Raw genomic sequence first — 21,631 nt, 5'->3', positions numbered from 1 at the left:
TCTAGCTGCAACTGCGCAGGCGGCGCCGGTTTACATGGCAGGCGCCACAGGTAGAATGGCGCCCTTCCCTATTTCAGCCCGAGCGGACTTCATGGCGTTGCCGACCTTACGTCTCATTGGTTTCATCATCGGCATCTTCCTGATCACCCTGGCCATCGCCATGGTCGTGCCCATGGGCACGCTGGTGGTGTTCGACCGCACCGGCGACCTGCCGTCGTTCCTCTGGGCGAGCATGATTACCTTTCTCGCGGGCCTCACGCTGGTCATCCCCGGTCGCCCGGAACATGTACACCTGCGCCCGCGAGACATGTACCTGCTGACGGTCAGCAGCTGGCTGGTGGTGTGCATCTTCGCCGCGCTGCCGTTCCTGCTGACACAGCACATCAGCTATACCGACTCGTTCTTCGAAAGCATGTCCGGGATTACCGCCACCGGGGCGACGGTGCTCACGGGCCTGGACAACATGTCTCCCGGCATCCTGATGTGGCGCTCGTTGCTGCACTGGATCGGCGGCATCGGCTTTATCGGCATGGCGGTAGCGATTCTGCCATTGCTGCGCATCGGCGGCATGCGGCTGTTTCAGACCGAGTCGTCAGACCGTTCCGAAAAAGTCATGCCCCGTTCGCACATGGTGGCGCGTTTGATCGTTGCGGCCTACGTCGGCATCACCATTTTCGGCAGCCTGGCGTTCTGGTGGGCCGGGATGAGTCCGTTCGACGCGATCAACCACGCGATGTCAGCGATTTCCACCGGTGGTTTCTCGACCTCCGACCAGTCTTTGGCCAAGTGGCCGGAGCCTGCAGTGCATTGGGTCGCGATCGTCATCATGATTCTTGGTGCCCTGCCGTTCACCCTGTATGTAGCGACCTTGCGCGGTAACCGCAAAGCACTGATCAAGGATGAGCAGGTTCAAGGCTTGCTCGGCATGTTGCTGGTGACCTGGCTGGTGCTCGGCACCTGGTATTGGTGGACCACCCAGTTGCATTGGCTGGAGGCATTACGGCATGTGGCGCTGAACGTGACCTCGGTGGTCACGACTACAGGCTTCGCGCTGGGGGACTACAGCCTCTGGGGCAATTTCTCGCTGATGCTGTTCTTCTACCTGGGCTTTATCGGCGGTTGCTCGGGCTCGACCGCTGGCGGGATCAAGATTTTCCGCTTCCAGGTTGCATACATTCTGCTCAAGGCCAACCTTAACCAGTTGATTCACCCGCGCGCAGTGATCAAGCAGAAGTACAACGGTCACCGTCTCGATGAAGAGATCGTGCGCTCGATTCTGACCTTTTCGTTCTTCTTCGCCATCACCATCTGCGTGATCGCGCTGCTGTTGTCGCTGCTCGGCGTGGACTGGATGACCGCCCTCACCGGTGCGGCCGCCACGGTGTCCGGCGTTGGTCCGGGACTGGGCGAGACCATTGGCCCGGCGGGCAACTTCGCCACCCTGCCGGACGCCGCCAAGTGGATTCTCTCGTTCGGCATGCTACTGGGCCGACTCGAAATCATTACGGTGTTTGTTCTGTGTATTCCGGCGTTCTGGCGTCACTGACAGGCGCAGGCGCGCCCATCAACCGCGTCCGGTACTCGCCGGGGGTGGTGTCGAACCAGCGCCGGAAGGCGCGGAAGAAGTTGCTCGGATCGGCGAACCCCAACAGGTAGGCAATTTCCAGCAGGGTCATGGTCGGCTGCGCCAGGTATTGCTCGGCCAGTTCACGCCGGGTGTCGTCCAGCAACGTCTGAAAACTCGTGCCCTCTTCCTGCAAACGTCGCTGCAAGGTGCGTTGCGACAGGTGTAGCGTCTGCGCCACGGTATCGCGCTTGGGCTCGCCCTGGGGCAGCAAACGGCACAGCACCTGCCGCGCCTTGTGGGTTACGCGACTCTCGGAAAACCGCGCCAGGTATTCACCGGCAAACCGGTCGTGCAACAGCGCCATCGCCTCATTGGCGGTAGGCAACGGCGCCTCCATGTCAGCGCGTTCGAAGATCAAGGCGTCATACGGTGCGTTGAACACCAAAGGCGCATGGAAGGCTTGTTTGTAGGGCTCGATATCGACGGGTTCATCGCCCTGCACCAGCACCTTGCGTGGTTGCAGGGTACGTCCGGTCAACCAGCCGCACAGCGCCAGGGCACAAGCCAGTGACGCTTCGGCACTCTGCCGGGTCGGCGGCAGATGGTCGCCGTGGACCGTCAGAATCAGCGCGTAGCCTTCTTCCAACAATCGGAAACTCAGGTCGGCACTTTCCGCAATGATCCGCTGATAACGCACCAGCCGTTGAAAGCCTTCGGCCAGGGTCTGGCTGGACATCAAGGCGTAGCCCGCCACATGGAAGGAGGCCGGTCGCACCACCTTGCCCATGTTCAGGCCAATCGCCGGGTTGCCGGACAGCTCAACCGCGCGCTGCCACAGTCGTGTCATGGAATCTTGCGGGAAGCGCGCGTCCGGATCATCCAGCGCCGCGTAGTCGAGCCCCAGCTGTTTGAACAGCACCCGGCAATCCAGGCCGTCCATCTCCAGTGCTTTGACAATCCCCATCGCCCAGCTTGCAGAAGTCGTTCGTTCGCTCATGTCGTCCACTTACATGATGAGCCGCATGCTACGGCCAATTTCCGAAGGATACTAAAGTGGCGCCTATTGTCACTGGCTGATGCCAATGATCACTCTAGACTCAAATAAGCTACCCGCAGAACATCTTGCATGTCAGTTCGATCACCACAGAGATCGCAGTCGTGGAAAACATTAAGCGTTTCAATAGCTTCGCTGAGTTCTACCCGTATTACCTCAGCGAACACAGCAACAGCACTTGCCGACGAATGCACTTTATCGGCACGACGCTGGTTATTTTCATCCTGGCCCTGACCATCGGCAGTGGCGCCTGGCTGCTGTTATGGGCCCTTCCGCTGGCGGGTTACAGCTTCGCCTGGGCCGGACATTTCTTTTTCGAGAAGAACCGCCCCGCGACCTTTCAACATCCGTTTTACAGCCTGCTCGGTGATTTCGTCATGTACCGGGACATGATTCTGGGTCGCGTGCCGTTCTAGGCCCAACGAACCACAGGAGGACAGCCGATGAATGCCAATGCCCGTTTCACCCACATGCAGGACGGCACGCAGGAAGACTGGGCGATCATCGCCGCAGATTTCAGTGCCTATGCGAGGCAATTGCCGACACGGATTGTGGCGCACCTGAAATTACTGGCAGGTGATTTCGGCGGCTTCCCGGTGGATCGTCTGACCCATTCCCTGCAAACCGCCAGCCGTGCCTGGCGCGATGGCCGCGATGAAGAATACGTGGTCTGTGCGCTGCTTCACGACATCGGCGACACCTTGGGTTCCTACAACCACCCGGACATCGCTGCGGCAATCCTCAAGCCGTTCGTCAGCGCCGAGAACCTGTGGATGGTCGAGAAGCACGGCATTTTCCAGGGGTATTACTTCTTCCATCATCTAGGGATGGATCGGCATCTGCGCGAGCAATTCAGCGGGCATCCGCAGTATCAGGCGACCATTGAGTTTTGCGCCAAATACGACGCAGCGGCGTTTGATCCGGCGTATGACACGCTGCCGCTGAGCTTCTTTGAACCGATGATGGAACGGTTGTTTGCGCAGCCCAAGCACTCGATTTACAAGGCGGCGATGGAAGAACATTCGTCGGCCTGAAGAATGTAAGGGAACTGTGGCGAGGGGGCTTGCCCCCGTTCGGCTGCGCAGCAGTCGTAAAAACCGACAAATACGGTCTACCCGATACAACCGGGATGAATGGTTTTGGGGTCGCTTCGCGCCCCAACGGGGGCAAGCCCCCTCGCCACAAAGGCTAAACCTCTGGTTTACGCCGGTTCAGCGATTTTGATGGCCTTCAACTCGGCCTCCCGCGCCTGCGCATCCGCCAATCGATACAACTCGATCGAGCCATCCCAATGCTCGATCAGCGCGGTGCAAGACTCCACCCAATCCCCGCAATTGAGGTAATCCACCCCGCCGACCTTGCGTATCTCGGCATGGTGGATGTGCCCGCACACCACGCCGTGCAACTCGCGCTTGACGCACTCGTGAGCGATGGCTTCTTCGAAATCGCTGATGAAGCTGACCGCGGTTTTGACCTTGTGCTTGAGATACGCCGACAGCGACCAGTAACCGTAGCCATAGCGTGCGCGCCAATGGTTGAGCCAGCGGTTGAGGGTCAGGGTGAATTCGTAGGCCGAATCGCCGAGAAAGGCCAGCCAGCGGTGATACCTCGTGATCACGTCAAACTGGTCGCCATGAATGACCAGGAGATGGCGACCATCGGCGGTCACGTGCACGGCTTCATCCACCAGTTGGATATTGCCCAGAATCAGCTTCGAATAGCGGCGCAGGAATTCGTCGTGGTTGCCGGTGACGTAGATTACTTCGGTGCCACGCTTGCTCATGGTCAGCAAGCGGCGGATCACATTCGTATGCGCCTGAGGCCAGTACATGCCGCCGCGCAGCTTCCAGCCATCGATGATGTCGCCGACCAGGTAGATCTTGTCCGCGTGATAGCCCTTGAGAAACTGCGACAGGTGTTCGGCCTGGCAATCCCGGGTGCCCAGATGCACATCGGAAATCCACAAGGTTCGCACACGTTGCTTACGACTGGGTTTGGCGAGCTCGGCGCTGGTCATGGGCAACCCTCTGGATAGTTTTTGCAAGCTTGCGCCGCACGGGTTAACTGCCTATGACAGTGGCGAGTCAGTCCTGTGACAGCACCCGGCCGGTGTAGACTGGCCGCACCTTGACCAAGAGACCCGCGATGAGACCGATCCTCACGCTTCGCCAATACACCCACGACCTGATCGTCCACAGTCACGACCACGCGCAACTGGTGTTCGGGTTGTCGGGTGCGCTGGATTTCGAGGTCGACGGACGTGGCAGTCAGGTGGTCCAGCAGAGTTTCGTGGTAGTGCCGTCCGGTTTCCATCACGCCTGCGGTAGTGCCAATGGCAGCCGTTGCCTGGTGCTGGATGTGCCCAATGACCAATGGGTTGTTCAGTCCCTGGGTGATCACGCCGAGGCCAGCCGTCGCTTGCTCGACCACGCCGGTCGCTTGCCGCTGGATGCAGGGCAAAGCCAATTGGTCAGTTGGTTGGCGGGCAGTCAGGTCAACGATCCACTGATCGCGCAACAAGGCGCGGTGTTGTTGCTGGCCAGCCTCAACAACGCCAGGCCAGAGATCATCGGCGGTCGGCGACTGCCTTATGCGGCGCTGAATGCGCACATCGATCAGTACGCAGCCTACCCACTTCAAGTCGCCGACCTGGCGCGTATCGCCGGTCTGTCCAGCGCTCGCCTGCATGCACGGTTCGTTACGGAATGCGGGCAGACGCCGATGGATTACATCCGCAGTCGACGTTTGCACATGGCCGTGGGCTTGTTGCGGGATTCGGCGCTGCCGATCGGCGAGATTGCCAGTCGGGTCGGTTACAGTTCCCAGAGCGCCTTCGCGGCGGCGGTGTTGCGGGAGTTTGGGGCATCGCCTGGAAAATTGCGGCGCGAGGTTGGCGACAAAGGACGCGAGTCTGGCGACAGACACAACGGGACGTTGCGCGGTTCAATGTAGGGCCTGGTTTTATACGTTTTTCAAGGATTGCAATGACTCCCCGTACCGCCCTCGGCGCTTTGCATATTGGCGCATTGATGTTCGGCCTGACCGGTGTCTTCGGCAAACTGGCTGCCGCCTCTCCCGCCGTCATCGTTTTCGGGCGTGCCGCGTTCGCCGTGCTGGCATTAGCCGTTTTTGCACGATTCGCCAGTGCGACTCGCTGGCAGAAACTCGAGGCAGTGGACTGGCGCCGACTGTTGCTCAGCGGCTTACTGCTGGCCGGGCATTGGGTAAGTTTTTTCATTGCGGTAAAAGTCGCAGGCGTGGCGATCGCGACCTTGGGGTTCGCCAGCTTCCCGGCGTTTACCGTAATCCTTGAAGGACTGATCTTCCGCGAGCGAATTCGCGCCAACGAAATCCTGCTGGTGGTGCTGGTCAGTATCGGGCTGGTATTGGTCACCCCTGATTTCGATCTGGCCAGCGGCGCCACAATGGGTCTGCTGTGGGCGGTGGGCTCAGGTTTGCTGTTCTCTCTGCTATCGCTAACCAACCGCGCCAGCTCCGGGCGAATCCCGGCGGTGCAGGCTGCGTTGTGTCAGAACGTGGTGGTCGCGTTGTGCCTGTTGCCGTTGGCGGCACCGCAGTTAGGCGAAGTACGCACCATAGACTGGTTGTGGATCGGTTTGCTCGGGGTGTTCTGCACTGGCGTCGCTCACAGTCTTTTCGTCGCCAGTCTGGCAGTGATCAAGGCGCGGACCGCCGCCGTGGTTTTCGCCCTGGAGCCGGTTTACGGCATCACCATGGCCTGGCTGCTGTTTGATGAAAATCCGACGCTACGCATGTTGATCGGTGGCGCATTGATCATCGTGGCGATCGTGGTCTCCAGCCGCCTCTCGGGCGCGTCAAGCAAGAAGACTGTTGCGGCAGAAGTCGCTTCTCACTGAGTGCGATCGTTGTGCCCCAGGTCGCGGTCCGGATCAATTTGATCGCGGACCCGCTGCTTCAGCACTTTGGCTTCCGGGAAACCGCCGTCAGCCTTGCGCTCCCAGATCTGCACGTCGTCACAGAAAATGTGAAACACCCCACCGGTGCCGGGCACCAGCGACACTTTGCCGAGGTCGTCGCCAAACGTGCTGAGCAGTTCCTGGGCCAGCCAGGCAGCACGCAACAGCCACTGGCATTGCGTGCAATAGGTGATGATGATTTCCGGTTTGCGTGCAGTCATGATCGGCGAAACTCCTGAGCCAGAGGGCGCCGCTATGATAGCCCGGCGAGCAGGTTCCGGGCTGTCTGCTTAAGCGGCTCGTTGCCTTCCTCGAGCAACTCGTTGAGCAGTTCGATGGCGCTGTTCACATCGCCGTCATCAATGCAGGTCTGGGCTTGTTCGAGTTTGTCGGCGCTGCTCGGTTCAGCCGGCTCCAGATTCAGAGGTTCCAGTTCCAGCGACTGGCCGGGATCGCTGAACTCGTTGAGAAAGGCGTCATCCAGAGACTGCGAGTCAGGCTCGGCGACCCATTCAAGTTCGGGCTCGTCCAGTATCGGCTCGTCGGGCATTTCAAACACCTCGGGCAAGACGTGCAGGTTCGAGACAAAAGGCGGCTCGACCGGGGCGGCGGCGGACGGCGAGTGCTCAAAAGGGCTGATCAGGTCCCAGCTCGAATCCATTGACAGGTCATCCAGGTTCAACTGGAACTCATCGTTGGGTGTTGCTTCGGCAATCGCAGCCTTGGGGGGAGTCATTGACGCTGCAACGGCCAACGGTGCCGCACTGCTCAATTTCGGGTGTCGGGCGCGAATAGTCTGAAGTTCTTGCAGGTCGTATCCGGCGTCACGCAGGTTGTTTTCCTGTGCTTCATAGGCGGGTGCGTCACCCTGTTTACCCAAGACTTCCAACAGCTGAACGGCAAGGTCCGTGCGTTGCGGCTCCTTGATCAGCGCCTCACGCAACAAACCGGCTGCTTCGGAAAAACGGCCATAGGCCAGGTAGATTTCGACCCCTTCAAGCACATCGCCTGCGGGCGACTCTTCGCCCGATTCAGTTACGGGCTGCACCGTTGACGATTGGGCAACCAGTCCTGCAGTGCGATCAAGCACCGGTTCATGCCGTGAAGGTAAAACAGGCAGGGCGTCAGGCAATGCCTGAACCTGTTGTCGTTGACGCCGAACGAACACCCCCAGCAACACCAGAACCGCCACCGCCAGCAACCCGACAATCAGCCCCCAGTTAGTCGCCTCAGGCTCTTCAACAATGGCCGGCGCGGGAGCCACAACGGCGGGAGCAACCGGCTCCGCCGCTGCGGTGGTGATTTCCGCCAATTGGGTTTGCAGTTCCGTCACCTGCTTTTTCTGACCGGCGACCAGCTCTTCCTGGGCCTGAAGCTTCGCAGTCAGTTCATCGATGCTTGCTTGCAGCTGCTGATTTTGCAGCACGCTGGCGGCCAGTTGTTCGGCGACGGGATCACTCATCGGCGCGGCGACAGGAGGCGGTGGTGACTTTTTGCTTTTTGTCGCAGGTGGCTTCTCAGCGGCCGGCGCAACTGTCGGGAATCCGGAGGACTGAACGTCGGTAACCGGTTCGTCAGTCACGGGGACAATCCCCGGCGTACCCGGCGGATCGATCAGCACCGTGTATTCGCGCAGCACCCGCCCATTGGGTTGATTGAGCTGCACCAGGAAATTCAGGAAAGGCTCATTGACCGGTTTGCTGGAGCTCACCCGGATCAGGCTGCGGTTGCCGCGCAGGATCGGCGTGAATTTCAGATTATTGAGGAAGAACACCCGATCGATGCCGGCGCGACTGAATTCATCCGCTGTCGCCAGGCTGACCGAGAACTCGCCCTCCGCCAGACCTGCGGCATCTTCCAGTGCGATGTCGGCGCGCAACGGCTGATTCAACGCCGAATGCAGGGTGATTTCACCCAAGCCCAACGCGGGCGCCAATGCCGAGTAAGTGACAGCGCCACCGACCAGAAACAGCCTGGCGCAACACCGTAAAGCCACGTGCCAACTATCGAGCATGAGCATCCCTTAGATAACCAGAACCATCTTGTACGCGTTCGCACATCCGGTACGAACACGATATTGCCAAGTAGTTCTTTATAGTCTGCCCAACGGGGTATCTCAAAAGTCCTGGGGGCGTTTATGCCTCAAGATTTTTCCAGGTTGGCCAGAATGTGCCCGTGGACCCGCATGCAGACCTTCAAGTCTGCCTCATCGACGCCATCGAACAATTCGTGGCGCAGTTGGGTGGCAATGGTTTCAATTTGTTCGATCAAGGGAAGAGCCGGGGCACAGAGGACGATTTTTTTTGCCCGACGGTCTTCCAGCACCGATTGACGTTGCACCAGCCCCTGGCTTTCGAGGCTGTCGAGCAGACGAGCCAGGGTCGGCCCCTCAACCCCGACGCTCTGCGCCAGTTCACGTTGAGTCGGCGCATCATCAAAACGCGCCAGGTGCAGCAGCACCAGCCAGCGCGCCTGGGACAGACCCAGGCCAGCCAGGCGGCGGTCCAGTTCGGCACGCCAGCCACGCGACATCTGGGCCAGTTGCATGCCAAAGCGGTGTTGTTCGGTTAACGGCATAAAACACTCATGATTAGACTGAAATAAAGAAAAACTAATTATTAGTCAGCTAAGCATGACCCTTGGCCATAGGCAAGGCTTGCCCTGTACTGAATCGTTACATCTATGTGGCAGATCACCTAAATCTCGAATTCGGATTGCAGCGCCGCCCGAACACAGTACAAAACGCCTTCCGGTACTCTCCCGGCGAACAGTGCGGCAATCTCCGACACAGGCGGCAATTCGCCTTCGCCGTCGAGGAACGCATCCTGGATTTCGCCCATCAACTCTTCAGGCAGATCCAGCGCTTGCTCCAGCGACAACTGCTGCTTGCCAATCGCTTCGGCGAGCAGGGTGTAGACGTTCTTTTCCGAGCATTGCAGCTGACCGGCGATCTGCAACGGGGTCATACCGGCTCGGGCCAGGGTGATCAGTTCGTGGCGCAGGTCGGCCACCACTTTCGGTGCCTCGACTTGCCCGCCGAGCACTTCGAGGAAGGCCTCGCCGTAGCGCTCCAGCTTGCGCGCGCCAACGCCACTGACCGTGGCCATTTCCGCCAGCGAGGTCGGTTGGCTGCGGAGCATTTCCAACAGTGTCGAGTCGGGGAAGATGACGTACGGCGGCACGCCATGCTCTTCGGCGAGTTTTCGACGCAGGGCGCGCAAGGCTTCCCACTGTTCGCGCTCTTCGCCGCGAACCAGTTGGCTCGCCTGGCTCTTGCTGCTTTTGGCCGTGGTTTGCGGCTTCAGGTCGCGACGCAGCTCCAGGGTCACTTCGCCCTTGAGCAGCGGTCGACAGCTGTCGCTCAGGCGCAGGCCGCCGTAGCCTTCCAGGTCGATGTCCGCCAGACCACGGGCAACAAGTTGTCGGAACAAGGAGCGCCATTCGCTCTCCCCCATCGCTTTGCCTACACCGTATACCGACAAATGCTGATGACCGAAGCTGCGAATTTTTTCATTGTCCTTGCCCAGCAACACGTCAACCAGATGGCCGACGCCATAGCGCTGGCCGGTGCGGTAGATCGCCGACAGCGCCTGACGGGCCGGCTCGGTGGCGTCCCAGGTCTGCACGCCATCGACGCAGTTGTCGCAATGGCCGCAGGGTTCGGGCATGTCTTCGTCAAAATAGGCCAGCAACGTCTGGCGACGGCAGCGGGTTTCTTCGCAGAGCGAGAGCATGGCGTCGAGCTTGTGCTGCTCCAGACGCTTGTGGCGCTCGTCACCTTCGGAGTTCTGCAACATCTGCTTGAGCATCACCACGTCTTGCAGGCCGTAGGCCATCCAGGCATCCGCCGGCAGACCGTCACGGCCGCCGCGACCGGTTTCCTGGTAGTAGGCCTCTAGGGATTTTGGCAAATCGAGGTGAGCGACAAAGCGCACGTTGGGCTTGTCGATGCCCATGCCGAACGCCACGGTGGCCACCATGATCAGGCCTTCCTCATTGAGGAAGCGCTTCTGGTGATGGGCCCGCGTGTCATTAGGCAGACCGGCATGGTAAGGCAGCGCCGGGAAACCTTGCTCGCTGAGGAACACCGCTACCTCATCAACCTTTTTGCGCGACAGGCAATAGACGATTCCGGCATCGCTGCGCCGCTCGGCGAGGAACGCCAGCAACTGCTTGCGCGGCTGCTCCTTGGGCACGATGCGATAGAAGATGTTGGGGCGGTCGAAACTCGACAGGAAACGCTCGGCATCCTGAAGATGAAGGCGGTCGACGATTTCTTCCCGGGTTCGCTTGTCGGCTGTCGCGGTCAGGGCGATACGCGGGACGTTGGGGAACAATTCCGCCAACTGGCCCAGTTGCAGGTATTCGCGGCGGAAGTCGTGACCCCATTGGGACACGCAGTGGGCTTCGTCGATGGCGAACAGGGAAATTTCAAGACTTTGCAGGAACGCCAGCATCCGTGGCTGAACCAGACGCTCGGGCGCGAGATAAAGCATTTTCACTTCACCGCGCTTGATCCGTGCCGCCAGGTCGCGCTGCTGTTCAGCGCTGAGCGTGGAGTTCAATGCCGCCGCCGCGACGCCCAGCTCTTCGAGGGTAGCGACCTGGTCGTCCATCAGGGCGATCAGCGGCGACACCACCACCGCCAAGCCTTCGCGCAACAGCGCCGGCACCTGAAAGCACAAGGACTTGCCGCCACCGGTAGGCATCAGCACCAGGGCGTCGCCGCCACTGGCCACGCGCTCAATGATTGCACCCTGACGGCCACGGAAACTGTCGTAGCCGAAGATGTCCTTGAGGACGCGTTGAGCCTGTTCGAGCATAGAAACTCCAAAAATCACAAAAACATCCCTGCAAGGCTGGTTCAGAACCACCAAGGCTGCACTGACAAATCGTAAGTGCGCATTGCATGACGCTTCACATTTCAGCCGCGACGCCGGCAGGGCATCACAAAACGCGGGAGTATACCCGAGCGATGTCCGGCAAAGGGTGCCGCTGATAGGACACACAAGGACGAACACCGCGTGCAACCTGTGGGAGTGAGCCTGCTCGCGATGGCGGCGTTACATTCAATATCAATGTTGATTGGGTTGCCGCCATCGCGAGCAGGCTCGCTCCCACAGGGATTGCGGCATTCCATACTCCTGCATGGGTGCAAAAATGCCGCGCGGCTGGCCCCAGCGCTCAAGAAGGCCTAGAATTCCCGCATCTGTTTAAATTCCCAAGGTAGCCCTTTAATGTCCTTCGCTGAGCAACTAACCCGCCTGCAAGTCTTCCTCGACGCCGACGAACTGCATGACGAGGCGCTGGACTACGTGGCCGCCCACGGCTACCTCACTGCGCTGTCGATCTGTTCCGAACCCGTTCCCGACCGTGAATGGATCGACGCCCTCTTCGCCGAAGAGCCGCATTACGCCGACGATACCGAGCGTGAAGCGATCGAATCCACCCTGTTGGCCCTCAAGGCTCACATCGCTCGCCAACTGGCATCCGATGAAGAGTTCGAGCTGCCCTGCGACCTGGACCTGGGCGAAGAGCCGGATGATTCCGACCTGCGCGGCTGGTGCATCGGTTTCATGGAAGGCGTGTTCCTGCGCGAAGCGGCCTGGTTCGAAACCGCCGAAGACGAAGTCAGCGAAATGCTTCTGCCGATCATGGTCGGTTCGGGTCTGTTCGACGAACAGCCTGAGTTCGAAGACATCGCCAAAGACCCCAACCTGATGGACGACATGATCGTGCAGATCCCGGAAGCCCTGACCGCGCTGTACCTGCTGTGCCAGGCGCCAGACGAAAAACCGGCGATCCTAAAGCCTCGTCACCACTAAGGTTTTGCCTATGGACAACCCCATAGGCAACCGCTCCCTGATGTTGCGTTACGTGCTGCTGGCCATCGGCTGGCTAAGCGTAGCGCTGGGGGTGATCGGGATTTTCCTGCCGGTATTGCCCACCACGCCCTTCCTGCTGCTGGCGGCTGCCTGCTTCGCCCGCAGTTCGCCGCGCTTTTATCATTGGCTGATTGAACATCCACGGCTTGGGCCGTGGGTTCGCGATTACCTGAGCGGCAACGGCATCCCGCTCAAAGGCAAGGTCTACGCCATCGGCCTGATGTGGGCGAGCATCCTGCTTTCCTGCTATCTGGTGCCACTGCCGTGGGCGCGTGGGTTCATGCTGACCAGCGCCGTGCTGGTGACCCTTTACATCCTCAAACAGAAAACCCTGCGCAAACCCTGAGCCCTGATCGTTCCTACGCTCCGCGTGGGAATGCCGCCCGGGACGCTCCGCGTCCCTTCGACTCTGTGACGCAGAGCGTCACTGGATGCATTCCCACGCGGAGCGTGGGAACGATCAGTCCGCGAACTGACCCGACGATCAACCCTACCTTTCAAAAAACACCGCCTAGACTTCAGACATCTGCACCCGAGCGGCCAGACATGTCCCGCAGTCCGCGTAGCCCAGGATGGTCAACGCTCCGACTTCGGCTCGGCGGATGGCTGTTGCTGATCACTTTCCTTTCGACCAGCCTGGTCAGTGTCGGGGCCAACTGGAGTTTTACGCAGATTCTGCAAACCGCCGAAGATCGCTACGGCACCCTCGGCCCGGGACGCGGAAGGATCGAGGCCTGGAGTCAAATGCTCAGTAGCGAAGCCAACGGCTCCGAGCGCGAGCAGTTGAACGCGGTCAATCGCTTCTTCAATCAGCAACTGAGCTTTCTGGACGACACCCGCATCTGGCATCAGACCGATTACTGGGCTACGCCCGTCGAATCCCTGATCAAAGGTGCCGCTGATTGCGAGGACTATGCACTGGCGAAATATTTCAGCCTGCGCCACCTGGGAATTCCCAGCGAAAAGCTGCGCATCACCTACGTCAAAGCCCTGTCCCAGAACCAGGCACACATGGTGCTGACGTTCTACAACAGCCCCACGGCCGATCCGCTGGTGCTGGATAACTTGATCGGCGATGTCCGCCCCGCTTCCCAACGCAAAGACTTGCTGCCGGTGTACGCCTTCAACGCAGAAGGCCTGTACTTGCCGGGAGCCAATGGCGGCAAACGCAGCAGCGACTCGAAAAAACTGTCGCGCTGGCAGGACGTACTGAAAAAGATGCAGGCCGAAGGGTTCGCCGTGGGCGACGGCTAGCCACCTGAGCAAGGAGCGATTCATGTCACTGCGTAAACAGTTGTTTCTCGCTATCTGCCTGTTCTTGCTGGTGGCGTTCAGCGGCAGTTTTTTTGTCAGCCTGGAAAGCTCTCGCGAGCAGATGATCGGCCAGTTGCGCTCCCACGCTCAGGACGCCGCCACCGCGTTGGGTTTGTCGTTGACAGCGCAGATCGATGACCCGGCGATGATCGAATTAATGGTCAGCTCGATTTTCGACAGCGGTTATTTCAGCAGTATTCGAATCATCAACATCGAGAATTCTCAGGTACTGGTAGAGCGCACTGTGCCGGGGCAAATCGAAGGCGTTCCCGCCTGGTTTGTGAACCTGGTCGACCTGCACCCACCCGGTGGCGAAGCGCTGATCATGCGCGGCTGGGTCCAGGCGGCACGGGTCGAAGTGCTGAGCAATCCGCAGTTCGCCCTGGCCAAACTCTGGGACAGCACCCTCGGCAGCCTGATCTGGTTGCTGGTGTGCGGCCTGCTCAGTGCCGTGTTTGGTGGCTGGTTGCTGCGCCGACAATTTCGGCCACTCGATACCATGGTCAGGCAGGCCGAAGCCATCAGCAAACGCGAGTTCATCAGTCTGCCGAAACTGCCGCGCACACCGGAGTTGAAACGCGTGGTATTGGCCATGAACCAGATGGTCGAGAAGCTCAAGGCGCTGTTCGCCGAAGAGGTCGCACGCAGTGAAAAGCTGCGGGTCGAGTCCTATCAGGACAGCCTTACGGGCCTGGCCAATCGGCGCTTGCTGGATGAAGAGCTGGCCGACGAATTGCTGGTGTCCGAGCAGAGCAGCGATGGTCATTTGCTGATGCTGCGGATCAACGACCTGGCCGGTCTCAACCAGCGCTTGGGCGGCCAGCGCACCGATGCGCTGATCAGCGCCGTCGGCGAATTGCTCAAGCGCCTGACTGAGCCACCGGAACGTCGCACCTGGCTTGCAGCGCGCAATCGCGGCGGTGAGTTCAGCTTGCTGACGCCCGGGCTGGACAGCGTCGATGCTGCACGCCTGGCCAGCGAAGTCAGCGCCACCCTGGAAAACCTGCGCCTGACTGGCGCCAGCGACGCCATGCCGGTGGCGCACTTGGGGATCGCCCCCTACCACCCCGGCGAGCCCGCCAGTGACGTGCTGACGCGACTGGACCAGGCGTTGACCGAAGCCCGGCAACATCCCGAGCGCCCGTGGGTCCACTTGGCCGATTCCATCACCGCGCCGACCCCGTCCCAAAACGACTGGCAAACCTGGATCGACGACGCCCTGAACCAAGGCAAAATGCAGTTGTATTTCCAGCCGGTGGTGCAATGCGCCGATACCAGCCAGGTGCTGCATCACAAAGTGCTCGCACGCCTGCTCGACCCGCAGGGCAAGGCCATTGCCGCCGGGCATTTCCTGCCGTGGATCGAGCGGCTCGGCTGGTCGGCCCGGTTCGACCTGGCCATGCTCGAAGCCACCCTCGACTACCTCATCATCAACCGTTGGCCCCTGGCGTTAAGCTTGTCCGGCAGCACCCTGCGCGATCCAGCGCAGTTGCAACACATCCTCGACATGCTCGAATCGCTGCCCGAACTTGCCCCCCTGCTGATCCTGGAAATCGACGAACGCCAACTGCCACCTCAGGAAGAACTGCAACGCCTGAGCCACAGCCTGCTCAACACCGGTTACCGCATCGGTCTGCAGCATTTCGGCGGCAGCTTCGGCCAGATCGGCAACCTGGCTCAACTGGGTCTGGCTTACTTGAAAATTGATGGCGCGTACATCCGTCACATTGATGAGCAGAGTGATAAACGGCTGTTTATCGAGGCGATTTTCCGGGCGACCAACAGCATTGATTTGCCGTTGATTGCGGAGATGGTCGAGACCAAGGGGGAGTTGGAAGTGATCCGTGAGTTGGGATTGTTCGGGGTGATGGGACGGTTGATTGGGCCGCCGGAGCCGATGTGAGCGGTTCGACCGTTCGTCTTAAACCATCATGTACCTGTCAGATATGACAGTAGGCAAATCACCCAACATCAGGTGTCATGACGCTCATCGCCGCCCTGCGTCTAACTCGTGGGCGCCTCGGGCAGGGAGTGAGGTCATGACAGCTGTAGAGATTCTCAAGTTGGATCTGGTCAGGATTGAGGGCATGGAAATCACCGTGCCCGGAGGGATCAACGCGCAGTGCGGCATCCCGATTCTTGCAAAGACGGACTCCGGATACGTCGCTGTCGTGGACCCTTTTCCCGGTAGCCAGCAGGGCCAAACCATCACTTTGTACGTAAACAAGCTGAAGGTCGACTTCCACACCTACCTGAACCCCGGAGATGAAAACAAAACCGCAAACCTCCAAATCCCGACGGACTATTTGCGCGATGGCCAGAACCTCATCCACTACACCGTCACCAACGGTTCGCAAAATATCGGCACCTCTGACGACCTGTCGGCATGGTTTCACCGAGAAGGCCCGGGAGGGCGGGACGACCAGCCAGGCGATGGTGTGAATTCACAATTACAGATCCAGGTCGAGGACGCCGCCAAGTACGGCGTAGGGCCGGAACTGGCGCAGCGCGGGGTCTGGTTTTACGTGTTTTACCCGATGATTAGAGCGTTCGACATGGTCCTGTTCAATTGCAACGGCCATGTCATCAAACACAATGTGAGCGTCGAAGAAGCTGAGCAAACTTCTCACCAGAATCCGCTACCGATTCTGGTAAATCATGCCGCTCTTGTTGCCGCTGGCGAAGGGACGGCAGTTCGCTTCTCCTATACGGTCAAGGACTGGATCGGTAACGGTCCTGCCCCAGAACCGTATTCGGAGAGTATCCCGCTGTGGGTGAACCTCAAAGGCAACTGGTTCGACAAACCCATCCTCAGCCCACAGCACGGGCCTGAAACCATCGACCTGGGTGAACTCAATGGTCAACCGGTGATCGCCAAGGTACATGTGCGCACGCCATGGGCCACAGGCGACACACTGGAACTGACCTGCACCTACCGGAACGCGGAGGGCAAGGACGTAACTTTTGTGACGACAAAGGAGGTGAAAATTGTCCCGGACTTTCCCGAGTTGTCACTGGACAATAGTTACTTTGCCGCCGCAAGTGGTTGGCAGATATGGGTGTACTACAAGCAATTGAGAGATGGCCGGGAACTGGGACGCTCTTACTCAACCCCCGTCATGGTGACAGGCAATACACAGATTGAGCTGAAGGCACCGTTTCTGGTGGCTCCGGCCAAGAACCCGATTGAATCGTCTCTTTATCCGGAAGGGGTGAAGGTGCGAGTCGAACACCTGACCGCTCAAGAGGGCGACGAAGCGCGGTTGGAGGCGCTCAATGCACTTCCAGGCACACCGGGGTTTGCGACGGTCAAGTTGAACCAGAACAGGCGCGCCAACTTCACGCTAAGCCCCGAGTTGCTCAAGGCACATCAGGGCAGAAACCTCAGACTGCGCTGGGTTCTGATCCGCAAAGGATCGCTGACGCCCTCACCAGAGTTGCGGCTCAGGATTTCAGCCCCGGTAGTGACCCTGACCTTTGATAATGACCCCTACACGCTCGCCCCGGCAGGCCGGTTTACCGTCAGGCTGGCGCTGGCGAAGAATGGCGTGGATCTACCTGACGAAGCCGTCGAACTGTCCTTGCCAAAAGATTTTACTTTCAGCGACAACGCCGGTGGCAGCCGCCGCTTCGTCACCGACAAAGATGGAAAGATCACTGTAAACGGGGTGAAGGGGCACAGGGTGCCCGGCGCTTATTCCTTGACTGCTTTGTATGGAAACCAGACCGTGACGGGTGTTGCGACCGTCACGCCACAGACATCCGCGGGGACCATCCCGGGAATCCCCTACCCTTACAACATCGCAATTAGTCCCGACGGCACCCGAGCCTATGTCGTCAGTACTTCACATCCCGCTAACTATGGCGCACTCACGGTGGTTGATACCGCCACTCACAAAGCGACGGGCTCTATCGCACTAGGGAGGAATGTGTTCGGTGTTGCAGTCAGTCCGGATAACAGCCGCGTCTATATCACCCGGGGTGGCGTTGATTCTCTTAATCAGGTTTTGACCGTAGTCGATACCACCAGCCTCGATATTATTCGCAATATTTCGTTCACGGGTTTTGCTCCATTTGGCGTTGCGATAAGCCCGGATGGCTCTCGTGCCTATCTTTGTGGTGGCGCTTATCCTTTTACCGGTTTCCCCAACGGCAGGCTGGCGGTAGTCGATACGGCACGCTTCGAGACACTCCAGACCTTGGTGCTTCAGAACAATGCAAGTGAAGTTACCGTCAGCCCGGACGGTAGTCGTGTCTATGCCACCAACGCGAATGGCAATGGCATGGTGGGCATCGACGGCGGAACGGTCTCGGTGATTGATACAAGTACTTACTCCGTGATCAGCAACATCGGGGTTGGGTCGAATCCGCACGGCATAGTGGTCAGCCGGGACGGCACTCGCATCTATACCGTCAGGACAGACGGCAGCCTGCTCGTGGTGATCGATGCCCGTACCCATGCAGTCATTCACAACATCCCAATCGGATTTGGCGCGTGGCAATTGGCGCTCAGTCCGGATGGCAAGTCTCTCTGTGCCAGTGAGTGGTTTAACGGCAAGGCCATTGTGATAGTCGATACCACGACCTTTAGCGTCCGTCGCATCCCGGTCGGCCGCGACTCTGCAGGTGTAGCCTTCAGCTCGGACAGCACTCGCGTCTATATCTGCAATTACACGGACAACAATGTTTGGGTAGTCGGGAATTAAAGAAGCAACCCAAGATAAGTCCAGAACCAGGTGTTTGGAGAAAGTGGTAGGGAATAGGGGACGCATTTATTTACCATTTTTCCCTACGCCTTAATAATGCTTAAGTGCCTTCGCCAAAGCCAATAAAAAACCCGCCACTTTTTCAAAGGAATGGCGGGTTTTGTCATTTCAGATCACACCGTATCAACCTTCAACGAATGATCATTCAACATGCCGGTCAGGTTTTCGATCGTCCTCAGAGTCGGTCCCGGCGCCCGGGGTGTTCTGCGCACCGACCACGCCCAGATTGACCGTGACGCCAGCAGTCGCGTGGATTTACCGGGCAACCAACAGCATTGATTTGCCGTTGATTGGGCCGCCGGAGCCGATGTGAGGAATTCGACCGTTCGTCTGGAAGTCACGCCTACCTGTCAGATCTGACAGTAGCCAACCTTCCCAGCCTGGTGTGTGATGAGCCCGCGTCCCGAGAGGACTCAGGGCTTGCCACCTCCAAGGAGAACGTAATGGATATCCAGTCCGCGGTGTTGAACGAATTGTTTGTGCTGCATCCCATGATCATCCATGGCTGGGTCACGCCGGTGAAACCGGCCGGCATCGCCGACGGCGGTATTTCCAAAGCCCTTTACGACGGCCAGGCACAGGGCCTTGTATGCCTGGTCGATCCCTGGACCGAACTGCAGCAGCGCTCCTGGATCATGGCGGCCGATGATCACGTGGATTTGTATTGCAACGGCGACCTCATCCCAGGAGCAGGCCAGACCGTCAAGCCGGGGGAGGAAACGCTGCGCCAGCGCCTGTGCCTGCCACACGGGAATTTGAGACAGGGCGTCAATCGGCTGCATTACATGGTCACTCGTCCCAGCGGGAACTCGGAACCCTCTCGGGATCTGCTCGTGCTGTATCACCTACGGCCTGCGGAAAACCTGAATCTGATAATCCCGGCCGACGTACTCAAGGACGGCGTCAGCGCCGCACGCGCGGCGCAAGGGGTGGAGTTCGGGTTCACCTATGCCAACCGGCGCAACCACGACCGCATCAAGTTTGGGTTGGGCGACACCCTAGTCGAGTTCGATGTCCCCGACGGCACGGCGCCAATCACCCACACACTGTTCACCGACACGTTCCAGAAGGCGGGTGACAACGCGAGTGCAGTAGCTGAATTTGCTGTCGTCGACCAGTTGCTCAACCGGGTCAAATCCCCGGAGAAGCGACTGGACATTCATCTCGACCGACTTGACCTGCCGGCCCCGACTGTCAAGGGCATGACCGGCACCAACTTCAGCCCGACCCAGCCGGAAGTCCGAGTGCTGGTGCCGCAAGGCTCGCTGCTGCCCACCGACAAGCTGAGCGTGGTCTGGCAAGGCGCGACCGGCTCAGCGGTGGCGGGCTCCTACACCAGCCCGCAGCGGCTGGTCAGCGCAGGTCTGGAAATCGCCGTGCCGCGCTCGGTGCTGGCCTACAGCTTGGGTAAACAGGTGACGGTCACTTACGTCGTCGAACGCAACGGCAAACCCGCCCCCTCATTGCCTTTGCCGTTGAACATCCTGACGCTGCCAGCGACGGCACTGATCGCGCCAAAAATCGTCGAGGCCGACGCCAACAACTTTCTGGATGTGATGGCGCTGGGCAGCAACAACGCGACCATTCACGCTCTGCTCCACACGCTGATCGAAGCGGGCCAGCCGTGCTGGCTGAGTCTGGAAGGCAAGAAGGCGGACGGCACGGCGCACAACCTGACCCGGTGGAACGGCCTCCCGTCCCAGGTCAACGCCACCTGGATCAGTCAAGGATTCTGGCCCAACGCGCTGGCCAACAGCTATCTCAAGCAACTCGGACACGGCACCACGCTGACGATCAAGTTCAAGGTCTCGCTGGACAAGAGCAACAATCTGGCCACGGCCACGGTGTTTCCGGATCGGACCTATACCATCAAAGCGGTGGCGTTGATTGAGCCCACTATTACCTATGTGAGGAACTCCAAGAATGTAGAGATCCCGCAGGGCGGCACCACGGCCGACACCACGGTCAAGTTGACCGGTAGAGCCACCGCTAACTTGCAGGTGCAGATCCTGGTCAACGGAACAATAAAAGACACGGTCACCATTGATTCAACAGGCGAATGGAACTACACCCTCACCGGCCTGACAGTGGCTGCGCACAGCATTACAGCCAAAGCCACTTATGGCAGCTTGCCCGTATCACTGGCACGGACCTTTAGAGTGGTGCAAAAAATACAAATACCCACAACCCACATGGGACTCAACGGTATCAAGCTCATTCAAGATTTCGGCTGGACCGAAAAAGACGCACCCGGAACAACGGAAACACGACAGGCGACCGCGGGCACCCCTCCTTATCGCTATACATCGCAGAACCCATCAGTGGCAACGGTCGGCGCTACTGACGGAAAAGTGAGAGCACGAGGCAACGGAACCACCATTATCACCGTCACAGACAGCAACGGTGATAGTCTCTCCTACACAGTATCCGCTTCTCGGGTCTGTCGCCTCATACGCTCGCCCACCCCCCTTTCGGGACCAGCAGCAGTTTCATGGAACTACGCCAATCCGGAATCTGGCGGTCTTGGCTACGTCCCCTTCCTTTTCCCCTCCCAATTCCAGGACCTCACCCAAATTTATGCCCCCATCGGTGAAGCCGGCAGCATTTACACTACTTTTTATCCAGCCCATGTCACGCCCCCTTACGGAGGGCTGTTTGAAACATGGGCTACCAGTCCAACCACCACCACCGACCGTTCCATTGCCGCACCGCCCTATTCCCGGTTTGCATACACGTTCCAGCTTCTCAACGGACATTAACCCCGACCGAAATCCGGGGACAGATCACGATATTAATTAATCGTGCTCTGTCGCTTCATGCCAGGAAGGCGCAGCAGGTATCAACCAACCCAAAAAAACGGGCGCCCCCCTGAGGTCGCCCGTTTTTGTTTATCACGCCATCTGCGCCCGCAACCGTCACCCAATCACGTCCATCAGATCGCAGCCGTCGCGCAGAGGAACAATAAAAAACCCGCCACCCCCTATCACCGGGATCGCGGGTTTTGTCGTTTCAGCCTTCAAGTCACACCGTATCCACCTTCAACGAATGATCATTCAACATCCCGTTGATAATCGTCGCCGTATCCTGCCCCCCTGCAATCACCCCAC

The 21,631-nt window shown here is 59.2% G+C and carries 18 protein-coding genes; 12 read left to right on the top strand and 6 right to left on the bottom strand.

The features are described 5' to 3' along the window. Positions 1 to 91: 91 nt before the first annotated feature. Positions 92 to 1,546 (top strand): TrkH family potassium uptake protein, encoded by a 1,455-nt coding sequence (locus tag AC3WP4_RS14900; protein WP_074874451.1) that lies wholly within the window; start codon positions 92 to 94, stop codon positions 1,544 to 1,546. On the opposite strand, the gene AC3WP4_RS14895 is transcribed toward AC3WP4_RS14900, so the two are convergent. After that, positions 1,503 to 2,564 carry an AraC family transcriptional regulator gene (locus AC3WP4_RS14895; protein WP_207250574.1) on the bottom strand — a complete coding sequence of 354 codons (1,062 nt, stop codon included), beginning with the start codon at positions 2,562 to 2,564 and terminating at the stop codon, positions 1,503 to 1,505. The genes AC3WP4_RS14900 and AC3WP4_RS14895 overlap by 44 nt on opposite strands. Positions 2,565 to 2,725: 161 nt before the next feature. On the opposite strand from AC3WP4_RS14895, the gene AC3WP4_RS14890 reads away from it, so the two are divergent. Further along, positions 2,726 to 3,037: an Mpo1-like protein gene (locus AC3WP4_RS14890; RefSeq protein WP_102616513.1), complete on the top strand. Its 312-nt coding sequence runs from the start codon at positions 2,726 to 2,728 to the stop codon at positions 3,035 to 3,037. A gap of 27 nt (positions 3,038 to 3,064) precedes the next feature. Then, positions 3,065 to 3,655, top strand: a complete 591-nt coding sequence (locus AC3WP4_RS14885) for an HD domain-containing protein (protein ID WP_074874445.1) — start codon at positions 3,065 to 3,067, stop codon at positions 3,653 to 3,655. A 167-nt stretch (positions 3,656 to 3,822) separates the two neighbouring features. Here the strand turns inward: AC3WP4_RS14885 and AC3WP4_RS14880 are convergent, their stop codons facing one another. Further along, positions 3,823 to 4,638 (bottom strand): UDP-2,3-diacylglucosamine diphosphatase, encoded by an 816-nt coding sequence (locus AC3WP4_RS14880; protein ID WP_008156147.1) that lies wholly within the window; start codon positions 4,636 to 4,638, stop codon positions 3,823 to 3,825. A 128-nt stretch (positions 4,639 to 4,766) separates the two neighbouring features. On the opposite strand from AC3WP4_RS14880, the gene AC3WP4_RS14875 reads away from it, so the two are divergent. Together AC3WP4_RS14875 and AC3WP4_RS14870 are read left to right on the top strand one after the other, a co-directional pair. Further along, on the top strand, positions 4,767 to 5,573 hold the full coding sequence (locus AC3WP4_RS14875) for a helix-turn-helix transcriptional regulator (protein WP_074874443.1): 807 nt from the start codon (positions 4,767 to 4,769) through the stop codon (positions 5,571 to 5,573). A gap of 32 nt (positions 5,574 to 5,605) precedes the next feature. Beyond that, positions 5,606 to 6,499, top strand: coding sequence for a DMT family transporter (locus AC3WP4_RS14870; protein ID WP_102616514.1), 894 nt, complete (start codon positions 5,606 to 5,608; stop codon positions 6,497 to 6,499). On the opposite strand, the gene AC3WP4_RS14865 is transcribed toward AC3WP4_RS14870, so the two are convergent. The 4 genes from AC3WP4_RS14865 to recQ form a co-directional block, all read right to left on the bottom strand. Beyond that, positions 6,493 to 6,780, bottom strand: coding sequence for an Rdx family protein (locus AC3WP4_RS14865; RefSeq protein WP_033055915.1), 288 nt, complete (start codon positions 6,778 to 6,780; stop codon positions 6,493 to 6,495). The two genes, AC3WP4_RS14870 and AC3WP4_RS14865, sit on opposite strands and share 7 nt — an antisense overlap. 32 nt (positions 6,781 to 6,812) lie before the next feature. Further along, positions 6,813 to 8,573: a type IV pilus assembly protein FimV gene (locus AC3WP4_RS14860; RefSeq protein WP_102616521.1), complete on the bottom strand. Its 1,761-nt coding sequence runs from the start codon at positions 8,571 to 8,573 to the stop codon at positions 6,813 to 6,815. Positions 8,574 to 8,701: 128 nt separating this feature from the next. Then, on the bottom strand, positions 8,702 to 9,136 hold the full coding sequence (locus tag AC3WP4_RS14855) for a MarR family transcriptional regulator (RefSeq protein ID WP_074874439.1): 435 nt from the start codon (positions 9,134 to 9,136) through the stop codon (positions 8,702 to 8,704). Between the two features lie 119 nt (positions 9,137 to 9,255). Continuing rightward, the gene (gene recQ, locus AC3WP4_RS14850) at positions 9,256 to 11,382 is read right to left on the bottom strand and encodes a DNA helicase RecQ (RefSeq protein ID WP_102616515.1); all 2,127 of its coding nucleotides are present in this window, start codon (positions 11,380 to 11,382) and stop codon (positions 9,256 to 9,258) included. A 414-nt stretch (positions 11,383 to 11,796) separates the two neighbouring features. Between recQ and AC3WP4_RS14845 the strand changes: the two genes are divergently transcribed. The 7 genes from AC3WP4_RS14845 to AC3WP4_RS14815 all read left to right on the top strand — a co-directional run bounded on the left by AC3WP4_RS14845 (position 11,797) and on the right by AC3WP4_RS14815 (position 21,283). Beyond that, positions 11,797 to 12,384 carry a UPF0149 family protein gene (locus tag AC3WP4_RS14845; RefSeq protein WP_102616516.1) on the top strand — a complete coding sequence of 196 codons (588 nt, stop codon included), beginning with the start codon at positions 11,797 to 11,799 and terminating at the stop codon, positions 12,382 to 12,384. A 10-nt stretch (positions 12,385 to 12,394) separates the two neighbouring features. Then, positions 12,395 to 12,790: a YbaN family protein gene (locus AC3WP4_RS14840; RefSeq protein ID WP_076030128.1), complete on the top strand. Its 396-nt coding sequence runs from the start codon at positions 12,395 to 12,397 to the stop codon at positions 12,788 to 12,790. Between the two features lie 200 nt (positions 12,791 to 12,990). Next, a complete protein-coding gene (gene lapG / locus AC3WP4_RS14835) occupies positions 12,991 to 13,698 on the top strand; it encodes a cysteine protease LapG (RefSeq protein WP_074874431.1) in 708 nt (235 codons plus the stop codon). A 22-nt stretch (positions 13,699 to 13,720) separates the two neighbouring features. Beyond that, complete coding sequence (gene lapD, locus AC3WP4_RS14830; RefSeq protein ID WP_102616517.1) at positions 13,721 to 15,661, top strand: cyclic di-GMP receptor LapD; 1,941 nt, start codon at positions 13,721 to 13,723, stop codon at positions 15,659 to 15,661. A 136-nt stretch (positions 15,662 to 15,797) separates the two neighbouring features. Further along, positions 15,798 to 18,464, top strand: coding sequence for a YncE family protein (locus tag AC3WP4_RS14825; RefSeq protein ID WP_158242624.1), 2,667 nt, complete (start codon positions 15,798 to 15,800; stop codon positions 18,462 to 18,464). Between the two features lie 210 nt (positions 18,465 to 18,674). Continuing rightward, positions 18,675 to 18,803: a hypothetical protein gene (locus AC3WP4_RS14820; RefSeq protein WP_256581226.1), complete on the top strand. Its 129-nt coding sequence runs from the start codon at positions 18,675 to 18,677 to the stop codon at positions 18,801 to 18,803. 164 nt (positions 18,804 to 18,967) lie between these two features. Continuing rightward, positions 18,968 to 21,283 carry an immunoglobulin-like domain-containing protein gene (locus tag AC3WP4_RS14815; protein WP_102616519.1) on the top strand — a complete coding sequence of 772 codons (2,316 nt, stop codon included), beginning with the start codon at positions 18,968 to 18,970 and terminating at the stop codon, positions 21,281 to 21,283. The last annotated feature ends 348 nt before the right edge of the window (positions 21,284 to 21,631 follow it).

The sequence above is a fragment of the Pseudomonas sp. FW305-20 genome (assembly GCF_058788075.1).
The sequence above is the reverse complement of the archived record's forward strand: the minus strand, read 5'-3'. Positions and strand labels throughout refer to the sequence as shown.

Coding starts and splice junctions, on each gene's coding strand:
- AC3WP4_RS14900 (WP_074874451.1), top strand. CDS start 92: ATGGCGTTGCCGACCTTACGTCTCATTGGTTTCATCATCGGCATCTTC.
- AC3WP4_RS14845 (WP_102616516.1), top strand. CDS start 11,797: ATGTCCTTCGCTGAGCAACTAACCCGCCTGCAAGTCTTCCTCGACGCC.
- AC3WP4_RS14885 (WP_074874445.1), top strand. CDS start 3,065: ATGAATGCCAATGCCCGTTTCACCCACATGCAGGACGGCACGCAGGAA.
- AC3WP4_RS14820 (WP_256581226.1), top strand. CDS start 18,675: ATGCCGGTCAGGTTTTCGATCGTCCTCAGAGTCGGTCCCGGCGCCCGG.
- lapG (WP_074874431.1), top strand. CDS start 12,991: ATGTCCCGCAGTCCGCGTAGCCCAGGATGGTCAACGCTCCGACTTCGG.
- AC3WP4_RS14875 (WP_074874443.1), top strand. CDS start 4,767: ATGAGACCGATCCTCACGCTTCGCCAATACACCCACGACCTGATCGTC.
- AC3WP4_RS14895 (WP_207250574.1), bottom strand. CDS start 2,564: ATGAGCGAACGAACGACTTCTGCAAGCTGGGCGATGGGGATTGTCAAA.
- AC3WP4_RS14865 (WP_033055915.1), bottom strand. CDS start 6,780: ATGACTGCACGCAAACCGGAAATCATCATCACCTATTGCACGCAATGC.
- AC3WP4_RS14870 (WP_102616514.1), top strand. CDS start 5,606: ATGACTCCCCGTACCGCCCTCGGCGCTTTGCATATTGGCGCATTGATG.
- AC3WP4_RS14840 (WP_076030128.1), top strand. CDS start 12,395: ATGGACAACCCCATAGGCAACCGCTCCCTGATGTTGCGTTACGTGCTG.
- AC3WP4_RS14855 (WP_074874439.1), bottom strand. CDS start 9,136: ATGCCGTTAACCGAACAACACCGCTTTGGCATGCAACTGGCCCAGATG.
- AC3WP4_RS14825 (WP_158242624.1), top strand. CDS start 15,798: ATGACAGCTGTAGAGATTCTCAAGTTGGATCTGGTCAGGATTGAGGGC.
- AC3WP4_RS14880 (WP_008156147.1), bottom strand. CDS start 4,638: ATGACCAGCGCCGAGCTCGCCAAACCCAGTCGTAAGCAACGTGTGCGA.
- AC3WP4_RS14860 (WP_102616521.1), bottom strand. CDS start 8,573: ATGCTCGATAGTTGGCACGTGGCTTTACGGTGTTGCGCCAGGCTGTTT.
- lapD (WP_102616517.1), top strand. CDS start 13,721: ATGTCACTGCGTAAACAGTTGTTTCTCGCTATCTGCCTGTTCTTGCTG.
- AC3WP4_RS14815 (WP_102616519.1), top strand. CDS start 18,968: ATGGATATCCAGTCCGCGGTGTTGAACGAATTGTTTGTGCTGCATCCC.
- recQ (WP_102616515.1), bottom strand. CDS start 11,382: ATGCTCGAACAGGCTCAACGCGTCCTCAAGGACATCTTCGGCTACGAC.